This is a genomic window from Arboricoccus pini (genome assembly GCF_900187945.1).
Classification (GTDB): Bacteria; Pseudomonadota; Alphaproteobacteria; order Geminicoccales; family Geminicoccaceae; genus Arboricoccus; species Arboricoccus pini.
In genome coordinates this window covers 172,463-191,366 of record NZ_FYEH01000001.1, presented here as the reverse complement: position 1 = coordinate 191,366, position 18,904 = coordinate 172,463, and the positions used below count along the sequence as shown (strand labels likewise).

The 18,904-nt window shown below is 64.3% G+C and carries 17 protein-coding genes and 1 pseudogene; 1 reads left to right on the top strand and 17 read right to left on the bottom strand.

The features are described 5' to 3' along the window. Positions 1-92: 92 nt before the first annotated feature. From infB to miaB, 12 genes and pseudogenes are all read right to left on the bottom strand, one after another. Positions 93-3,137, bottom strand: a complete 3,045-nt coding sequence (infB, locus tag CFB17_RS00905; protein WP_088559517.1) for a translation initiation factor IF-2 — start codon at positions 3,135-3,137, stop codon at positions 93-95. Further along, positions 3,134-3,682: a L7Ae/L30e/S12e/Gadd45 family ribosomal protein gene (locus tag CFB17_RS00900; RefSeq protein ID WP_243389651.1), complete on the bottom strand. Its 549-nt coding sequence runs from the start codon at positions 3,680-3,682 to the stop codon at positions 3,134-3,136. The genes infB and CFB17_RS00900 overlap by 4 nt, the downstream gene beginning before the upstream one ends. Positions 3,683-3,730: 48 nt before the next feature. Then, a pseudogene (locus CFB17_RS20020) lies at positions 3,731-3,907 on the bottom strand (YlxR family protein); the annotation flags it as partial. Between the two features lie 74 nt (positions 3,908-3,981). Continuing rightward, positions 3,982-5,562 (bottom strand): transcription termination factor NusA, encoded by a 1,581-nt coding sequence (nusA, locus tag CFB17_RS00895; protein WP_088559515.1) that lies wholly within the window; start codon positions 5,560-5,562, stop codon positions 3,982-3,984. After that, positions 5,552-6,127 carry a ribosome maturation factor RimP gene (locus CFB17_RS00890; protein WP_279311694.1) on the bottom strand — a complete coding sequence of 192 codons (576 nt, stop codon included), beginning with the start codon at positions 6,125-6,127 and terminating at the stop codon, positions 5,552-5,554. The genes nusA and CFB17_RS00890 overlap by 11 nt, the downstream gene beginning before the upstream one ends. A gap of 191 nt (positions 6,128-6,318) precedes the next feature. Continuing rightward, positions 6,319-7,047, bottom strand: a complete 729-nt coding sequence (gene trmB / locus CFB17_RS00885; protein ID WP_088559513.1) for a tRNA (guanosine(46)-N7)-methyltransferase TrmB — start codon at positions 7,045-7,047, stop codon at positions 6,319-6,321. Positions 7,048-7,062: 15 nt separating this feature from the next. Then, positions 7,063-8,238 (bottom strand): methionine adenosyltransferase, encoded by a 1,176-nt coding sequence (gene metK / locus CFB17_RS00880; protein WP_088559512.1) that lies wholly within the window; start codon positions 8,236-8,238, stop codon positions 7,063-7,065. A gap of 179 nt (positions 8,239-8,417) precedes the next feature. Next, positions 8,418-10,031 carry an apolipoprotein N-acyltransferase gene (gene lnt / locus CFB17_RS00875; protein ID WP_088559511.1) on the bottom strand — a complete coding sequence of 538 codons (1,614 nt, stop codon included), beginning with the start codon at positions 10,029-10,031 and terminating at the stop codon, positions 8,418-8,420. Further along, on the bottom strand, positions 10,028-10,930 hold the full coding sequence (locus CFB17_RS00870; RefSeq protein WP_088559510.1) for a hemolysin family protein: 903 nt from the start codon (positions 10,928-10,930) through the stop codon (positions 10,028-10,030). The genes lnt and CFB17_RS00870 overlap by 4 nt, the downstream gene beginning before the upstream one ends. Continuing rightward, complete coding sequence (gene ybeY / locus CFB17_RS00865) at positions 10,927-11,481, bottom strand: rRNA maturation RNase YbeY (protein ID WP_088559509.1); 555 nt, start codon at positions 11,479-11,481, stop codon at positions 10,927-10,929. Before ybeY ends, CFB17_RS00870 begins: the two co-directional genes overlap by 4 nt. 97 nt (positions 11,482-11,578) lie before the next feature. Next, on the bottom strand, positions 11,579-12,457 hold the full coding sequence (locus CFB17_RS00860) for a PhoH family protein (protein ID WP_322112111.1): 879 nt from the start codon (positions 12,455-12,457) through the stop codon (positions 11,579-11,581). Between the two features lie 132 nt (positions 12,458-12,589). Beyond that, entirely contained in the window at positions 12,590-13,966 is a 1,377-nt protein-coding gene (miaB, locus tag CFB17_RS00855; protein ID WP_088559507.1) for a tRNA (N6-isopentenyl adenosine(37)-C2)-methylthiotransferase MiaB, read from the bottom strand. Between the two features lie 217 nt (positions 13,967-14,183). On the opposite strand from miaB, the gene CFB17_RS00850 reads away from it, so the two are divergent. Next, on the top strand, positions 14,184-14,408 hold the full coding sequence (locus tag CFB17_RS00850; protein WP_243389649.1) for a sulfurtransferase TusA family protein: 225 nt from the start codon (positions 14,184-14,186) through the stop codon (positions 14,406-14,408). A gap of 16 nt (positions 14,409-14,424) precedes the next feature. Here CFB17_RS00850 and CFB17_RS00845 read toward each other — a convergent pair whose 3' ends face one another. From CFB17_RS00845 to murJ, 5 genes are all read right to left on the bottom strand, one after another. Next, positions 14,425-14,958 carry a GNAT family N-acetyltransferase gene (locus tag CFB17_RS00845; RefSeq protein WP_088559506.1) on the bottom strand — a complete coding sequence of 178 codons (534 nt, stop codon included), beginning with the start codon at positions 14,956-14,958 and terminating at the stop codon, positions 14,425-14,427. Then, positions 14,958-15,650, bottom strand: coding sequence for a tRNA (adenosine(37)-N6)-threonylcarbamoyltransferase complex dimerization subunit type 1 TsaB (gene tsaB / locus CFB17_RS00840; protein ID WP_088559505.1), 693 nt, complete (start codon positions 15,648-15,650; stop codon positions 14,958-14,960). The genes CFB17_RS00845 and tsaB overlap by 1 nt, the downstream gene beginning before the upstream one ends. Continuing rightward, complete coding sequence (locus CFB17_RS00835; protein ID WP_088559504.1) at positions 15,637-16,194, bottom strand: NifU family protein; 558 nt, start codon at positions 16,192-16,194, stop codon at positions 15,637-15,639. Before CFB17_RS00835 ends, tsaB begins: the two co-directional genes overlap by 14 nt. 100 nt (positions 16,195-16,294) lie before the next feature. Further along, on the bottom strand, positions 16,295-17,302 hold the full coding sequence (trpS, locus tag CFB17_RS00830; protein WP_088559503.1) for a tryptophan--tRNA ligase: 1,008 nt from the start codon (positions 17,300-17,302) through the stop codon (positions 16,295-16,297). An 81-nt stretch (positions 17,303-17,383) separates the two neighbouring features. Beyond that, positions 17,384-18,901, bottom strand: a complete 1,518-nt coding sequence (gene murJ / locus CFB17_RS00825) for a murein biosynthesis integral membrane protein MurJ (protein ID WP_243389685.1) — start codon at positions 18,899-18,901, stop codon at positions 17,384-17,386. Positions 18,902-18,904 lie beyond the last annotated feature (3 nt).

The following is an 18,904-nucleotide window of genomic DNA, read 5'->3' as shown; positions in this document are numbered from 1 at the left end:
AAAACGAGGGACCAACACCGGTCCCTCGCTGTCCTACGGCAGATCCAGCACGTCCGATCTCGCTCCCAATCCGGGCTCCCATCGCCCCGCGGTCAGAGGGTTCGTGCAATCTGCTCGACCTCATAGACCTCGATGACGTCACCCGTCCGGATGTCGTTATAGTTCTCGATCGACATGCCGCACTCGAAGCCCTCCTTCACTTCGCGGACATCGTCCTTGAAGCGCTTGAGGGAGCCCAGTTGGCCATCGAAAACCACCACGTCGTCGCGTAGGAGGCGGGCCCGTGCATGGCGCTTGACCATGCCGTCCGTCACCCGACAGCCAGCGATCTTGCCGACCTTCGTGATGGAATAGACCTCGCGGATCTCGGCATGGCCGAGGATTGCCTCGCGGGCCTCAGGCTTCAACATGCCCGAAAGGATCGCCTTCACCTCGTCCAGAAGCTCGTAGATGATCGAGTAGTAGCGGATCTCGATTCCTTCGCGCTTGGCCATCTCCCGCGCCTGGGCATTGGCCCGGACGTTGAAGCCGAGGATGACGCCCCGACTGGCCATCGCCAGCGTGACGTCGCTCTCCGTGATGGCACCGACGCCACCAGCCAGCACTCGGGCACTGACTTCGTCGGTCGAGAGCTTGGTGAGGCCGGTGACGATCGCTTCGAGCGACCCGTGCACATCAGACTTGATGACGACCGGCAACTCACTGGTCTCACCGCTCTTGAGCTGGCTGAACATCTCCTCAAGCGAGTTCTTACCCGCAGTGATGACCTGCGCCTGCTCCCGCCGCTTGCGCTGCCGGTATTCGGCGATGTCACGCGCACGCTTCTCCGTGTCGACCACCTGCAGGCGGTCACCCGCCTCGGGCACGCCATCCAGGCCCAGGATCTCGACCGGCGTCGCGGGCCCAGCCTCGGTCACATTGTCGCCGTGATCGTCGATCAACGCCCGAGCACGGCCCCATTGGGCGCCGGCTATGACGATGTCGCCGACCTTAAGCGTACCGTTTTGCACCAGCACCGTCGCCGCGACGCCGCGTCCTCGATCGAGCTGCGCCTCAATGATCGTACCTTGTGCTTCGCGCGCCGGATTGGCGCGCAGATCGAGCACCTCGGCCTGCAGCTGAATGGCTTCGATAAGCTTATCCAGACCCTGCTTCTTGAGCGCGCTCACCTCGACCGCCAGTACGTCGCCGCCAAACTGCTCCAGCACGACATCGTGACTGAGCAGCTCGGTGCGCACACGCTCAGGATTGGCATCCGGCTTGTCGATCTTGTTGATCGCCACCACGATCGGCGACTTGGCAGCCTTGGCATGCTGGATGGCCTCGACCGTCTGCGGCATCACGCCGTCATCCGCCGCCACCACCAGGACCACGATGTCCGTGACCGCAGCACCGCGCGCCCGCATCGCCGTGAAGGCCGCGTGGCCCGGCGTGTCGATGAACGCCACCGGCAGGCCACGACCGATATCGACCCGATAGGCGCCGATATGCTGCGTGATGCCGCCGGCCTCGCCCGAGACGACATTCGTCTGCCGGAGGGCATCGAGCAATGACGTCTTACCGTGGTCGACATGGCCCATGACCGTGACGATCGGCGAACGCGGCTGCAGGTCACCCGCCTCGTCGGTGAGCCCGTCAATGCCTTCCTCGACATCGGCCTCGCTGACGCGCCTGACCTTGTGACCGAACTCGCTCACCACCAGTTCGGCCGTGTCGGCATCGATCATCTGGTTGATCGTCGCGATGATGCCGTTCTTCATCAAGGCCTTGACGACCTCGACGCCACGAACGGCCATACGCGATGCCAGTTCCTGCACGGTAATGCTCTCCGGCAGCACGACATCGCGCTGGATCGGTTCGCTGCTCACCTGCTGCGTCTGACGGCCTCTCTGCATGTGCCGACGCAGCGACGCCAGACTGCGCTGACGCTCCTCGGGCTCGTCACCGTCGATCAAGGCCGGGCGCAGCGGCCGCTTGGTGTCGCGATCGGTGCGCGCCAATGCGGGTCGCTTGGAAGGCGATGCCTTGGCACCGACCTTGCCACGCCGGCCGTCGGCCTCCTCGTCGGTCTCGAGCACACGCGGCTGCTTGCCCACACGGCGAGCCAGATCAGCGGCGATCTTTTCCTCATTACGAGGGGCCACCGGCACGCCCGGCTCCGCGTCGGCTCGCACAGACGGCGCCGCGGCGCCGGCACGCTGGGTACGGCGCTCGCCTTCCTCAAGCAGCTTGCGCGCCTGCTCCTCGGCACGGCGACGCACCTCTTCCTCGGCGCGGCGGCGAGCTTCCTCGTCCTGTTTGCGCTTGAGGGCAGCCTCTTCCTCCGCGCGACGCCGGGCCGATTCCTCAGCCACACGTCGCGAATTCTCTTCCGAGCGACGCCTCGCATCGTCTTCCGAACGCCGAGCCTCGGTCAGGGCCCGCAGACGACCCGCCTTTTCATCGTCGGTCAGGGCCTTGAGGACCATCGGCCGGCGCTGCTGATTGCCGGCCGGACGCGCACCAGGACGCGTCGGAGCCGCGCCCGCCGGCCGCGATGGCGGCGGTGCCGTCTGGCGGGGACCGGAACTACCGGGCGCCACGCTCGGGCGGGGTGCATTGGCGATCGGCGCTGCCGCCGCTGTCACTGGCCGTGCCGCGGGCGCGGTCGGAGCTTCACTCAACGATGATTCCTTAGAAGCCGGCGCTGCGGGCACTTCGGCCACGGCCGGAGCCAATGGCTCGACTGATTCGGGTACCGGCGCAGGAGCCGGTGCCACAACGGGTTCGACGGCCTTGGCCTCGACGGGCTCGGGCTCGATGACGGGCGCCGCGGGCGGCGCCGTCTCCAGCGCCGCCTGACGAGCGGCGAAGGACTCGGCCACCGGCGCATCGGTCCTCACCGGTGTGGCCGGCGCCACCTGCGGCTGACGGGCCACCGGCGTGGCCGGGGCCGGCTTGGCCGCAACAGGCGCCGGCGCCGATGGCGCGGCGCGACTGCGCTTCACCTCGACCGCGACGGCCTTGCTGCGCCCATGGCTGAAGCTCTGCCGGACGACACCGCTCTCAACCGTCTTCTTGAGCTCAATCCGGGGCGCGGACGGCCGGGAAGACAGCCCTATGCGAGCGTTTCTGTCTTGTCCCTTGGCGTCACTCATGCTGCGTCGTCGTCCTCATTTTCCGACCTTGCCCCATCGGGCCCGGTCAACATCCTAGCCGACTGCGCCGGCTCGTCGCTTTCGCCTGCCAACGGCTGCCCATCGGGCTCGACCCGCTGCGACGCCATCGGCAAATGCCCGTCCTCCGCGTCCGCCCCCAAGGGCTTCGCCGAAGACAGGCCCGCATCCTCGTCCTCGCCAACCGGCTCGGCCGGCCCCTCCGAGGGCACGTCACCAAGAATACCGGCCAATCGACGCAGATCTCTCTCGAGACGCAGCGCCAGCGTTCCAGCACTCACAGCGGCGTAGGTAGCTTCCTCACGACCAACGGCACCGCCGACCTCGTCGCGAGACAGACAGGTGGCGACGGACACGCCTTCCGCAAGAGGAAGGAGCCGCCGGCGTTGACCGTCCGACGAATCCGCCGCCATGATCAACAGCCCGACCTGCCCGTGCTGCAGGGCATCGACCACTTTGTCGAACCCTACCACAAGAGCCCCGGCACGACGTGCCAGACCCAGGCCATCGACGCAGCGGCGGCGCATCAATGCCTCGATCTCGCTCAGAAAACACGGCGGCACGCGAACAGCCCGTCGGGCCGCTCTCGCAAAGGCACGTCCATCTATCGATGCCTCTATAGCACTTCGTGACGCCGTCAGCCAGATACCTCTTCCCGGCAGTCGCTCTGCCAAATCCGGGATAAGACGACCTTCCAGGTCAACCACGAAGCGTATCATGGCCTGTCGCGACGCGCTTTGCCGGCTTGCCACGTCCCGACGACGCTTGCCGCCCCGACGGGACGGCGAGGCAGATTTTTGCCCCCGCACAGCCAGCGCGCCCGATCTCAAGCCCTCGTTGCCTCGTCTGCGTTCGCGATTGCGTCTCCCTCGAGTGCCTCGTCTTCGGCTGCTGGCGGAGGCTCAATCCAACCAAGATGCACACGCGCATCCATGATAATCTCCGCCGCCGCTGCCTCGTCGAGGCCGCTCTCACCGCTCTGCTCGACGAGCTCGTCCGCAGCCAGGTCCGCCAGATCCTCCAGTGTCTTCACCCCGGAGCGACCAAGCGCAACGACAGTCGGAAGATCAAGCCGCTCATAGGTGAGCAGGTCATCGGCGATCTCAAGTTCCTTGGCCTCGGCCGCCAAGGCCTCGTTGCGCTCCTCGAGATAACTCTGCGCGCGCTCCTTGAGCGCCGCCGCGACTTCCTCGTCGAAGCCCTGAATTGAGGCTAGTTCCTCAAGCTCGCAATAGGCCACTTCCTCGGGCGAGGTGAAACCCTCCGTCGCCAGAAGCTGGGCGATTACTTCCTCGACATTCAAGGTATCGATGAACATCGCCGTCGCCTCGCGGAATTCCCGCTGGCGTCGTTCCGAATTCTCGGTCTCTGAGACGATGTCGATCGCCCAGCCGGTCGCCTGGCTGGCCAGACGCACGTTCTGCCCCCGACGACCGATTGCGATATGCTGCATGTCATCAGGGACGACGACTTCGATGCGCTGGGCGTCGGGATCGAGCACCACGCGCGACACCTCGGCCGGCGCCAGGGCGTTGACAACGAACGTTGCCGGATCCGCGGCCCAGGGGATGATGTCCACCTTCTCGCCGCCGAGCTCGGCCACCACCGCCTGCACGCGCGAGCCGCGCATGCCGACACAGGCGCCGACCGGATCGATCGAGCTGTCCTTCGAGATGACGGCAATTTTGGCCCGGCTGCCAGGATCGCGAGCGCAAGCCTTGATCTCGATGATGCCGTCATAAATCTCCGGCACCTCCTGCTCGAACAGCTTCACCATGAACTGGGGATGCGTACGCGAAAGGAAGATCTGTGGGCCGCGCATCTCTTGGCGGACATCGTAGATATAGGCTCGGATGCGATCCTTGGTGCGGAAGCTCTCACGCGGGATCAGGTCATCCCGGCGGACGATTGCTTCCGAACGACCTAGATCGACCAGCACGCCCGAATGCTCAACGCGCTTGACCTCGCCGACGATGATCTCGCCGATCCGGTCCTTATATTCGTTATACTGGCGCTCGCGCTCCGCGTCGCGCACCTTCTGCACGATCACCTGCTTGGCGCTTTGCGCCGAGATGCGGCCGAGATCGATGGGCGGCAGCGGATCCAGGATAACGTCACCAGTCTGCGCCGCTGGATTGCGTTCGCGCGCCTCCTCGACCGAGATTTGACGCGCGTAGTCCTCGACCTCGTCAGCCACCTCAAGCTCGCGATAAAGCTTGATTTCGCCCGTGCGCCGGTCGATCTCCGCGACGATCTCGTGCTCTTGGCCATATTTACGGCGCGCGGCGGTCTGCACCGCCTGCTCCATGGCCTCGATCACCTCGCTCGTGGTGATGCCCTTTTCCTGCGCCACCGCCTCCGCCACGCGGACGAGTTCGGCGCGGCCCATCACAGAGCTAAGCTCCATCCTTCTCTTCCTTGTGCTTGGCCCGACCACTCGCGGCAGCCGAATCCCCAACCGCGCCAGTCTTTCCCCTGACGCCCTTGGGAGAGCCTTTGCGCCCTCCTGTACCGGCAACCTTTCCTGGTTTTGCCGGTGGCTCGAATGCGACCGAAAGCTTGGCCTTCCTGATGCTCGGGAAAGGCAACGCCACCGGCCCACCCTCCTCGACATCGACGAGGACATCGCTCTCGCGTACACCACGCAAAAGCCCCACGAAGCGACGCCGATTGTCCAAGGGAGGCTCGACCTCGATCCGCACCCGTTCACCAACGAACCTGGTAAAATCCTCCAGCCGGGTAAGGGGCCGGTCGATACCAGGCGAACTGATCTCGAGCGTGTAGGCTCCACCAATCGGGTCGGCAACGTCAAGGATGGCCGAGACCGCATGGCTGATGTCGGCGCAATCATCGACCGTCATGAGCCTATTCCGGTCAAGGGGCTCCGCCATCACCTGTAGCCGCGGACGATTGCCGCCATGCATCCGCACGGCGACGATCTCAAAGCCCATGGCCCGGACAGTCGGCTCAATCAGCGGCGTGATCGTATCGAAGGCGCTAATCGTCGGCCTCTAGAACGCAGCCCCGAAGGATGCTTCACAGGGTTGAAACAAGTTATCCAGCGAACACGACAAAGGGAGCGGGCTGCAACCCACCCCCGACGCCGTTTCGTTAAGAGGTGGCTTCTTATGACGCGCGTCGCAAGGGGACGCAAGCGTTCTCGTTACAATTCGTTTGCTAGACGCCGGCGAAAACGCAGATAGATCGGCGCGCGGCCAGCGCGGGCCGCCTTGGCCTCATAGCGTGTCCCGGGCCAGCCGGCCCAAGGCAATCGCCAGTCATCGGCGGTGGCGGCCAACCACTCGAACGCCTCGCAGGCAAGGAGGGTGGCCAGCATCGCCTGGCCATAATCGCGATCGTCCGTGGCAAGGCGAAGCTCGCCGCCAGGCTCGATCACCCGGGCAAAATCGGCCACCGTCTCCGGATTGACGATGCGCCGCTTATGATGCCGAAGCTTCGGCCACGGATCGGGGAACAGAACGAAAGCCCGGCCAAGGCTCGCATCCGGCAAGGCCTTCAAGAGCAAGCGCGCATCGTCGATGAGGACGCGAACATGCGGGAGGTCCAGCGCCTGGCAGACGGACATCAGCTTGGCGACGCCGTTCAGGAAAGGCTCGACACCGATAATGCCGATATCGGGGTGAGCTGCCGCCGTGGCGGCCAGATGCTCACCGCCACCAAAGCCGATCTCCAGCCAGACGCTCTTGATATCGGCGGCGAAGAGCTCTCGAGGCTTAAGCCCGTCTTCGGCCGTTACCTCAAAGCGTCGCAACGGCAGCAGCTCCGCCATCGCCCGCTGCTGAGCCGGTTTTAGCTTGACGCCGACCCGGCGCCCATAGATCTGGCGCCGCTGGCGCTCCGGATGCGACGCCGGCGACTCCATCTCGGTCATGACGCCACAGGTTGCCTAGTTGAAGGCGCGCTTGAGTTCGTCGACAAGGGTCAGGGCCTCCCAGGAGAAGCCACCATCGCTTTCCGCCGGCCGTCCGAAATGACCATAGGCGGAGGTGCGCGCATAGATCGGCCGGTTCAGCTTCAGCGTCTCGCGAATGCCACGCGGGCTGAGCAGCATGATTTCGTTCAGCACCTTGCCGAGGCGCCCCTCGTCGACGCGGCCGGTACCGTAGGTATCGACATAAATCGACAGTGGCTTGGCGACGCCGATCGCATAGGACAGCTGGATCACGCATTTGTCGGCGAGACCGGCCGCCACGACATTCTTTGCCAGATGGCGTGCTGCATAGGCCGCCGAACGGTCGACCTTGGTGGGATCCTTGCCGGAAAAGGCGCCGCCGCCATGCGGTGCCGCGCCACCATAGGTGTCGACGATGATCTTGCGCCCGGTCAGGCCGGCATCACCGTCCGGGCCTCCAATGACGAAATTCCCGGTCGGATTGACGTAGAGCTCATCCTCGGGCGGCATCCAACCCTCGGGCAGCACGGAGGCGATGGTCGGCCGTACGATCTCGCGGATATCGGCCGGGGTGAGACCTTCCTGATGCTGGGTCGAGAGCACGACCGAGGTGGCACCGACGGGCTTGCCCGACACATAGCGCAGCGTCACCTGGCTCTTGGCGTCCGGTCCCAGCATCGCGAGCTCGCCCGAATGGCGCTTCTCGGCCAGACGATGGAGGATCTCGTGGGCATAAAAGATGGGGGCTGGCATCAGTTCGGGCGTCTCGTTGCAGGCGAAACCGAACATGATGCCCTGGTCGCCAGCACCCTCATCCTTCTTCTCCGAGCTGTCGACGCCCATCGCGATGTCGGCGGATTGCTCGTGCAGAAGAATGTCGATCCTGGCCTTCTGCCAGTGAAAGCCTTCCTGCTCGTAGCCGATATCCTTGATCGCCTTACGAGCCGCCTGCTCAATCTGCTCGTGGGTGATGTTGCTTTGAGGTCCCGGCCTCACCTCACCGGCAATCACGACCCGGTTCGTGGTCGCCAGCGTCTCGCAAGCGACACGTGCCTGCGGGAACTCACCCAGATAGAGATCGACAATCTCATCGGAGATGCGATCGCAAACCTTGTCTGGATGGCCCTCGGCCACCGACTCGGAAGTGAACAGATAATCGGAAGCGGCCATGCCTATTGATCCCATGCGCTAGGTCGAGAATTCAAGTCGCCGCTACGGCCACCTCGTCCCACACGCCTTCCCAAGTTTGGAAAGACGACGCTGACCCATATCGATATGCAGATTGCTTTATGCCGATAGCCGCGGTCAAGCCGTCCGCATGTGCCGGAGCCATGCGGACGCGTCAAGGGTCAGATCATCCGCCTCGTCGCGCGCACCGGCCTGCGATCGGCCAGGAGCGCCCCGGCTACGGAGATCAGGGCAAGCGCCAGCGGCAGCCAGAGATGCCGGGCGTAAAGCGGCGCCGGCAATGCGCCGGGCAGGGGGGCGTCCAGGACTCCCTGGACGCCCAGGGGAAGCTCTGCCTGGACCCGGCCATAGGCGTCCGTGACGACGGATATCCCCGTATTGGCGGCTCGGACCAGCGGCAGCCCCTCTTCGACTGATCGGGTGCGGGCCATCGCCAGATGCTGATAGGGACCGGCACTGTCACCGAACCAGGCATCGTTGGTGATGTTCAAGAGCCACGCCGGCCGCGGCGCATCGGCAGCGACGGCTTCGCCCGGAAAGATCGCCTCATAGCAGATCAGCGGGCTGAAGGGCGGCAGACCGGGAGGCGACATGGTCACGCGTCCGGGGCCCGGCTGGAAATCGAAGCTGCCCTCGGTCAGGTTCCGCAGTCCGACCCGCGAAAGCAGCCAGCGCATTGGCAGGAACTCGCCGAACGGCACCAGATCGACCTTGGCATAGCGTCCATAGACGCTGCCGCCCGCACCGATGACCCAAAGCGAATTATTGGCCTTGGTCTTGTCGTTCTCAACCCAGAAATAGTCGCTCCCTGTCACCAGGTACCCGCCCGACGGCACGACGGAAGCCAGATAATCCCTGACAATCGGCTCACGATCGATCGCATAAGGAACGGCGCTTTCGGGCCAGATCAGCGCGCGCAACGGCGGCAGGCCGGGCTTGGGCGGCTGTTTCGACATCTCGATATAGCGCAGGAACCACTGCTCGCGCAGGGCTGGGTCCCATTTCCGCTGTTGATCGATCGCGGCTTGGACGAGGCGCACGCTCTGGCCGGTCTCGGCGGGCGCGGCCACCAGCTTGAGGCGCGCTTCGCCGAATGCCGCCGCAAGCCCCAGAAGCACCAATGCCAGGATCGGGCCACGGAAGCGCCCTGCCGGGGCATGTTCGAAGACGGTTGCGGGCAGAGCCGCGCCAAAGACGGTGAGCAGCGTCAGGCCGGGTGATCCGACCCACGCCACGATTTGCAGGATCTGGTCGACCGGCGCCCAGACCACGGCCATTGGATTCCAGGGAAATTGCGGTCCCCACCGACCACGGAAATAATCGGCCAGGGCCCAAAGCGCCGCCAGCGCCAGGGCCTGCGCCACGGGATGGCGCCAACGCTTGCAGGCGATAATCGCCGTGACGACTGCCGGAAAGAGGGCACAAACCATGGCCAGCAGAATGTCGGCCGGCAATGCTAGCGCGCCGAACTTCTCGGGATCGGTGTAAAAAGCGATCGCGACCCAATAAAGCCCGACCTGATAATAGCCGTAGCCGAAGCACCAGCCGATCAGGAAAGCGCCGGGGATGCCGGCCGTCCGCCGCAAGAGAGCCAGCAAGCCGGCAAAGGCAAGCAGACCCACGAGCAGGCTCACCGGCGGCAAGGCCAGCGCGACGACGGCACCGCAGCCCAGAGCCAGGACAGCATGGCCCAGAAGGGTCAGCACCGGCCTGCCTCGCGCCTGGCGTTCGGCCAAAGGCTCGCGCACGGCCGTTCCGATGACTTTACTGCTCACGAAAGAGCCGCTCCCTCCCCTGACGGAGCATGCTCAATGCGCACGCGTTTGATGCGCCGCGCGTCACCGTCAACGACGGTGAAACGCCAGCCGCTCGGATGCACGATCGTCTCGCCCTGCTGCGGCACGCGGTCGACCAGCGAATAGATCAGCCCGGCCAGCGTGTCCGCCTCGTCGCGCTCATCGGCGCCGAGCAGCTCCGTCTTCAACCGCTCCTCCAGATCCTCCAGGTCGACCCTGGCATCCGCCTCATAGTGGCCATTGCCAAGATCGGCGATCTCGCCGTCCTTGCCCTGCTCACGATTGTCCTGAAGCTCGCCAAGGAGCTCCTGCACGAGATCTTCAACCGTCACGATGCCGTCGGTACCGCCGAACTCGTCGACGACGATAGCCACGTTCTTGGCCTGGTCGCGCATCTCGAGCAGCAGATCGATCACGCGCATCGACGGCGGCACGACCAGAACGGGCCGCACGATGCTTGTAAGATCGAAAGCCGCGCCGTCGCCCCAGAAGGGCAGAAGATCCTTCACGTGGACGATCCCCAGGATATCGTCGAGCGTCTCGCGAAAGACCAAGAGGCGGGAATGACCGGAGCTCTGCATCATCTTCACGACCGTCGCCAAGGGCGCCTCGGCCGACACCGCCGCCAGATCGGCGCGCGGGACCATGACGTCGTCGACCCGGACCTCGCCGAAGCTGAGCGCATTGAAAAGGAGGGCCCGCTGCTCGGTCGTGAAGCTCTCGGCCTGGCCTTCCTCCGCCTCTTCGATCAGCTCCTCGAGCGTCTCGCGCAAGCCGGCATTCTCGACCTCGCCACGGCCGGCGAGATCGCGCAGGCGGCGAAGAACCCCATCAAGGAAGGACGAGGGCGGCGCATCGCGACGTGCCACCTGCTTCATGACACGCCTCCGACGAAGGCGTCTTCGTCGATCGGCGGCAGGCTGTGCGGATCGACGATGCCGAACCTGGCCAAAAGCTCGGTTTCGATCGCTTCCATGCGGGTGGCCTCGTCATCATCCTCGTGGTCGTGGCCGAGAAGATGCAGGACGCCGTGGATCACGAGATGGGTCAGATGGGCCTCGATGTCGATCCCGCGCTCGGCGGCCTCGCGCTCGACCGTCTCCAGCGCGATCACGATGTCGCCAAGAAGCACGGGAGCACCGGTCGGCAGAAAGACGAGTTCCTGCGGATCGACACCAGGGAAGGAGAGAACGTTGGTCGCCTTGTCCTTGCCGCGCCAGTCGCGGTTGAGGACCTGAATGCGCGCATCGTCCGTCAGCAGGATGCTGAGCTCGACCGGCCGCATCTTAGGACCAAGAAAGTCGCCGAGGCATCGATCGAGCGCGGCAGACGCCGCCCGGTCGATGAGGGTCTCGATCTCGGTGACGACCGAGCTCCACCTTGGAGCTTCGATCGTCACCGATCGAGAGTGAGAACTATCGCTGTCCATCTTAGGTCAGGCGGGATGGGTATCCCGCACTTGATCTCCGCTTTGCCGGCCCACCCCGTGCGGGCCGATCCTGTCAAATCATCCTAGACAGCCGCTCCTACACGGGGCGTCCGTCGTAAGCATCGATGATCTCCGCCACCAGCGGATGACGAACGATGTCGCCCCGCTCGAAACGTACCAGACCAATTCCCTTGATGCCCTCGAGCCTGGGAATGGCGTCAATCAGGCCGGAGGGCTGGCCAGGAGGCAGATCGGTCTGGGTGGGATCGCCCGTCACCACCATGCGGGAATTCTCGCCCAGACGGGTTAAGAACATCTTCATCTGCATGGGCGTGGTATTTTGCGCTTCGTCGAGGATGACAAAGGCGTTGCTGAGCGTGCGGCCACGCATATAGGCCAGCGGCGCTATCTCGATCTGCCCCTGCTCGATCCGAGTCTGGAGCTTACCCTCGGGCAGCATGTCCGCGAGCGCGTCATAAAGCGGCCGCAGATAGGGATCGACCTTCTCCTTGAGGTCGCCCGGCAAAAAGCCCAGCCGCTCGCCGGCCTCAACGGCCGGCCGCGATAGGATGAGCCGCTCGACCTTGCGCTGCTTTAAGAACCAGACGGCCATCGCGACCGCCAGATAGGTCTTGCCCGTGCCGGCGGGCCCCACACCCAAAACCAGCTCGAACTGCTCCATGGCGCGGACATAGGCCGCCTGATTGGGCGACCGGGGCGCCACCGCCTTGCGGTCGGTGCGGATCTGCCAGCGGTCTTCGTTTAGTGGCTCGCTCTCGGTCTTTTCCACCGAGACCATCCGTAGCGCCGCGTCGACTTCCTCCTTACCGACCATGCCGCCACGGCGAAGCTGATCGTAGAGGCTCTGCAGGACCTTGGCCGCTCCCCCCACATCCTCGTCCGAGGCACCTTGGATGAAAACCTCGTTGCCGCGGCTGACGATGCTAACGGGAAGTTTCTGCTCGATGCGAGCCAAGTTGAGATGATGCTGCCCGAATAAGAGCGCACAGGTCGCGTTGTCGTCGAAGCTGAGCTGGTGGCTCGAGGGGTGATCGACGCGGGAAGCAAGGGTCTTCAGGCTGGTTCTCCAGGCGTTGCCATGGCCTTCTCAGGCCGCGGCCGATCGGGACGACGCGAGGGCAAGGACGCCCGCCAAACTGTGTGGATGGCAGGCGGTAATTTCAACTGTGGCCATGTCGCCAACCTTGAGATCAACAGCCGATACATGGACAGCCTGCAGCCAGGGCGAACGGCCGATAAGCTGGCCCTCGTGGCGCCCGGGCCGTTCCAGAAGCACATCGGTCTTGCGACCGACGGTGGCTCGGTTGAAGGCTGTCGACTGTTCTTCCAGGAGGGCCTGCAAGACCGCCAGCCGCTCGGATTTGACGGCATCCTTGAGCTGGCCGCGCATGCCGGTCGCCGGCGTGCCGGGCCGACCGCTATATTTGAAGGAATAGGCCTGCGCGAAGCCCACATCCTCGACCAGCCGCATGGTGGCGGCAAAATCCTCGTCGGTCTCGCCCGGAAAGCCAGTGATGAAATCGGAGGAAAGCGCGATGTCGGGACGCGCCGCGCGTAGTGCGTCGACGATACGGCGAAAATCGTCCGCCGTGTAACCACGGTTCATGGCCTTGAGCACCTTGTCCGAGCCGGACTGGACCGGCAGATGCAAGAAGGGCATGAGCGCTGGGATTTCACCATGCGCCCGGATCAGATCGGCGTCCATGTCGCGCGGATGCGAGGTCGTATAGCGTATTCTGGCAAGATCCGGAATCTCGGCCATCGCCCGGATCAGGCGCGCCAGCGTCCACTCGCCGCCTTCCGGCGCCTCGCCGTGATAGGCGTTCACGTTCTGGCCCAGCAGCACAAGCTCGCGCGCGCCGGCCTGCACCAGCATGCGGGCCTCGGCCAGAACGGCAGCGGCAGGCCTGCTTTCTTCAGCACCCCGTGTGTAGGGAACGACGCAGAAGGTGCAAAACTTGTCGCAGCCTTCCTGGATGCTCAGGAAGGCTGATGGAGGCGCCGCCTCGACGTGGCGGACGAGCTCGTCGAACTTGCTGATGAGGGGAAACTCGGTATCGAGTTGGCTTTTGCCCTCGCGTTGCCGGCGCGCCAGCAGCTCCGGCAGGCGATGGTAGGACTGCGGGCCGACGACGAGGTCGATATAGGGCGCCCGATCGAGCATCGCCTCGCCCTCGGCCTGGGCCGTGCAGCCGGCCACGGCCAGGAGCATGTCGCCGCCGCCCTGCGCCAGCCGCTCACTCCGCAGGTCACGCAGCCGCCCGAGATCGGAATAGACCTTCTCGGTCGCTTTCTCGCGGATATGGCAGGTATTGAGGATGACCAGATCGGCATCGGCGGCCGCTTCCGCCCGCTCATAGCCATGAGGCGCCAGCGCTTCCGCCATCCGGTCGGAATCGTAGACGTTCATCTGGCAGCCGTAAGTCTTGACGAAGACGCGACGCTTTCGGCGTTCAGTCGACATGATCGCTAGAAACGCTCTGCATGATGAACGGGCGCAACATCCATATCGTCAAGGAGACCGTATCATTGTCCGCGAGGGTACCGCCTGGGTTTTCACCCGGCATCCATGATAGAGGTATAGCACGAGCTTCCGGTCCGGGTCCAACGACTAGCTCCCTCTTTGGCAGCTTTAACCCGGCCTTGATGGACCGATGGTCATAACGGGACGCATGCGTTTGATGAGTGCTTTTCTCGACATCACGGACGAGACCTGCCCGATGACGTTCGTGCGCACCAAATTGCGGCTCGAGGCCATGCAACCGGGTCAGGTCCTGCACGTCCGGCTGCGCGATGGCGAAGCCGCTATCAACGTCCCCCGAGCCGTCGCCGACCACGGCCATCGCATCATGTCGATGGAGCGCCTGGAGGCGGAGATCCTCGAACTCGTCATCGAGCGGAAGTAAGGCAGCCCGCCGGCGCTCAATGGGGGGCGGTCGCCGCCAGCTGGAGGCGCGAGAGCGAGGTCTCGAGCTCGCAGCGCATCGTATAGGCGTCCGCGCGCGTGCCATCCGGTCGGAGATAATAGTCAGTGCGGGTGCCGACGCACTCGAAACCATGGCCCTCATAGAGCCGCTGTCCGGATTGATTATCGACGGCGACCTCCAGGAACATGAGGCGGGCACCATCCCGCAGGCAACGACTCATACTGGCCTGCAGAAGCTGGCTGGCGATCCGCCGGCGCCTAAAGCTCTCGATGACCCCAAGCGAAAGCAGCTCGCTCTCATCATGGACGACGCGGCAAATCGCGAAACCGACCCCTCTCAAGCCGTCCAGGCCTTGATCATAGAAGCGGGCAACGAGGCCAAAGCCGCCGGGAAGCGCCAGCAGATGCGCGAGGTCGGCCCGGCTCCAGGGATCATCGAAGCAGGCCCGATGCAACTTTGCCAGACGGCCCAGGTCGAAAGGGCCAACCGGCTTGATCGTCAAGGCCGACGACAATCTGAGACTCAACATCAATCAACGTCCGGCGGAGGCCTTAATCTTTGCGCGATCTTGGCATCGGGAGCGCGTTGATAAAAGGGGCGCACGGCAGTACCGGCGACCGGGTGTCGATCTTCGGCCAACTGGCGACACGCAACCCGCCACACCCCCTCGGCCACCGGGACGCCCTCGGCCTCAATCTTGATGCCACCCAGGTCCAGAAGCGCCACACCGTCGCCGCCCAGCTGCGAAGGCGGATTTGCCAGGACACGGAAGCGGGCAGCGTCGACACTCGAGAGCTCGGGCCCGCCCGAAGGACGGCCGGCGCGAAAATGTTGCAACACCACCTCGCCGCGCCGGACATCCTTAACGACCCAAAGATCCGGAGCGGGCGGCAGACAGGCAGCAATGGCCTCGAGCGTTCCGATCGGCATCAAGGAACAGGGCAAGGCCAGCGACAAGGCTCGGGCCGTCGCCACCCCGACACGCACGCCGGTAAAGCCGCCGGGTCCAATCGTCAGGGCCACCAAGCCGACATCCGACCACTTGCCATGTGCGCGAACCATGCGGTCGAGCAGCGGCATGAGCGCCTCTGCGGCATTGGCATCTTCTGCGGCCGTCGCAGCGACGAGCACGCCTTCTCGCGTGCCTAGGCAGGCTGAAAGCGTGTCGCCCGTACAATCGAAAGCGACGATCAGCGGCCGGTCCGGCTCAGTTGACGGCACGGACCTCGACGACCTCGGGGACGTAGTATTTGAGCAGGTTCTCGATGCCGCTCTTGAGTGTCATCGCGGAACTGGGACAGCCGGAGCAAGCGCCACGCATGTGCAGATAGACGATGCCACGCTCATAGCCATGCAAGGTGATATCGCCACCGTCACGTGCCACTGCCGGCCGGACGCGCGTATCGATCAACTCACGGATCTGCCGGACGGTGGGATCGTCATCGTCGATGACGGCGGCAGGCTCGGGCGTCGTAGCGGCCAAAAGCACTGGCTCGCCAGACATGAAATGCTCCATGACTGCACCAAGGACGGCCGGCTTCAGGAGATACCAGTCAAAGCCCTCATGCTTGGTGACGCTCACGAAGTCCTGACCAAGATAGACGCTCTTGACGCCATCGACACCAAAGACGCGCATCGCCAGCGGCGACTTTGCCTCCGCGTCGAGCGGATCGTCGAATTCGGCCGTGCCTTCGCCGAGTACAGGCTGGCCCGGCAGGAATTTGAGCGTCGCGGGATTTGGCGTCTGCTCGGTCTGGATGAACATCAATGACCCTCCGTCGGTCCTCATCACATGGGCAAGCGAGGGCCGGGATGCAAGCAGCGACGAATGCCGGCAGGCCCGGGTTGCGCGAAACCATGAGCGACTAAGAACGCGGATCGAGAAAACCCACGATCTCGTTGATCTCCCGCATAAGCGGCAAGGCAAGGGCGTTCGCCCGTTCCGCCCCCTTTGCCAACACCGAATCGACATAGCCGGGGTCGGCTCGAAGGCGGCGCATCTCGGCGGCCAAGGGCGACAACTTCGCGACGGCGAGATCGGCCAGCCGATTCTTGAAGGCAGAGAATTGCAGCGAGACGACTTCTGCCTCGACTTCGGCGCGCGACCGCCCATCAAGGGCCGCGTAGATCGTCAGGAGGTTGGAAGCCTCAGGACGATTTTCCGGATCATAGGTGATGCCCTCGATCGCATCCGACTTCGCCTTCCTGATCTTGCTGGCGATGGCATCGGCATCATCGACGAGATTGATGCGCGACATGTCGGAGGGATCAGACTTGCTCATCTTCTTGGTACCGTCGCGCAGGCTCATCACGCGGGTGGCCTCGCCCAGGATCAAGGGCTCGGGCTGGGGGAAGAAGTCGACCCCGAACTTGCGATTGAAAATCGCCGCTATGTCGCGGGCCAGCTCCAGATGCTGCTTTTGATCCTCCCCGACCGGGACGTGCGTCGCCTTGTAGACAAGAATGTCGGCTGCCATCAGGACGGGGTAGTCGAAGAGGCCGACCGGGGCCCCTTCCCTGTCCTTGCCGGCCTTTTCCTTGAACTGGGTCATGCGATTGAGCCAGCCCATGGGAGCCACGCAATTGAAGATCCAAGCCAGCTGGCTGTGGGCAGATACGTTGCTTTGGACAAATAGGATCGAGCGATCGACATCGATGCCCGAGGCGATGATGGCAGCCGCCATTTCGCGAGTATTGGCACGCATCGCCGCCGGGTCGATGAGCGTCGTCAGCGCATGCAGGTCGACGACGCAGAAGATGCAGTTGAATTCCTCTTGCAGCATCACCCAGTTGCGAATGGCGCCCAGATAGTTGCCCAGATGTAGGCCGCCCTGTGTGGGCTGGATGCCGGAGAAGATCAGACCCTGCTGCATGAGAGGACAACTTTCGCACGGGATAACGTCAACGCGAGGCTGCTCTAGGACCATGCGGCGGCTGCGTTCGTCAAGTCGGCCCTAGCCGGCCAGCTGGCTCTTCAGTTCACGCATGTCCGTGCCGCCCAGAAGCTGGGCCAGACCTAGATAGATCGCCCCGCCGCCCAGACAGAGCAGAATGAGCCGAAGCGCTGCCGGCCCAGGCAGCGCCACGAAGGGAAAGAAATAGAGGAACAGGCCCATGCCGATGGCAGCCAGCGTCATGCGCGGCAGACGCCGGCGCAGCCTGGCGTCGGAGACGAAGTCGCCCTTGCGTCGAAGAAGAACGAGGAGAAGGAGTGCGTTCACCCAGTTCGTCGTAGCGGTCGCGATGGCGATACCGACATGGGCCAGCGGTCCGATCAGGAGGCCGACCAGAAGGATGTTGCCCATAAGACAGACCGCCGCGACGATTACCGGCGTGCGCGTATCCTCGCGGGCGAAGAAGACCGGCGCCAAGACCTTGATCAGCACATAGGCGGGCAGGCCGAGAGAAAAACCTGCGAGGGCGCCGGCCGTGGCCTGCGCGGCTCTCGCATCAAAGGCGCCACGCTCGAACAAGGTCGCGGTAATCGGTCCGGCGATGATAACGAGTGCTACCGCAGCCGGCAGCGTCAGCAGCATACCGACTTCGATCGCCCGGTTCTGCGCCTCCATGGCGGCGGCGTGTCGTCCAGCGCGCAGGTCGCGGGCCAGCGTGGGCAGGAGCACCGTACCGAGCGCCACGCCGATCAGCCCAAGCGGCAGCTGGTTCAGCCGGTCGGCATAGAAGAGATAGCTGACAGAGCCGGATGGCAGATGCGTCGCGAACCACGTGCCGATGATGAGATTGATTTGGTAGACGCCAACGCCGACCAGCCCCGGCAGCGCCAGATAGAGCAGCCGCTTGACGCCGACCGTGAGGCGCGGACGCATCAACCTCAGGCCGTAGCCCAATCGACGGGCGAAGATCACGATGTAGATCAGCTGGATGACGCCGGCGACCGCCACGCCCCAGGCTAGCGCGTGGGCGGGCGATTTGGGATGCAGATGGCCGAGGAGAAGAGCCAGGATCAGGACAATGTTAAGGATGATCGGCGCCGCGGCGGCCGCGCCGAAACGGCCGAGCGCGTTCAAGATGCCGCCAAAAAGCGCGCCCACGGCGACGAAGGCCAGATAGGGAAAGGTGATGCGCGAGAGTTCAACGGCGAGCGCGAAACGCTGGCTGTCCGGCGAAAAACCGCTGGCCAGAATACTGACGAGCCAGGGCATCACCAATTCCGCGCCAAGGACGAGCAAAAGGACAAAGGCAGTAAGGACGGCCAGGACGTCCTGGGCAAAACGTCTTGCCGCCTCCGGGCCATGGCGGTCGAGCATCCTGGCGAAGAGCGGCACGAAGCTCGCGTTGAACGCCCCCTCCGCGACGAGTCGTCGGAAAAGATTGGCCAGCTTGAAGCTGACAAAGAAGGCATCCGCCAGGACCGAGGCGCCCAGAACGGCGGCGATCATCGCATCGCGGACAAAACCCAGAATACGCGAAACGAGCGTCAGCGTGCCCACCGTCAAGGCGGCGCGCACCACGTT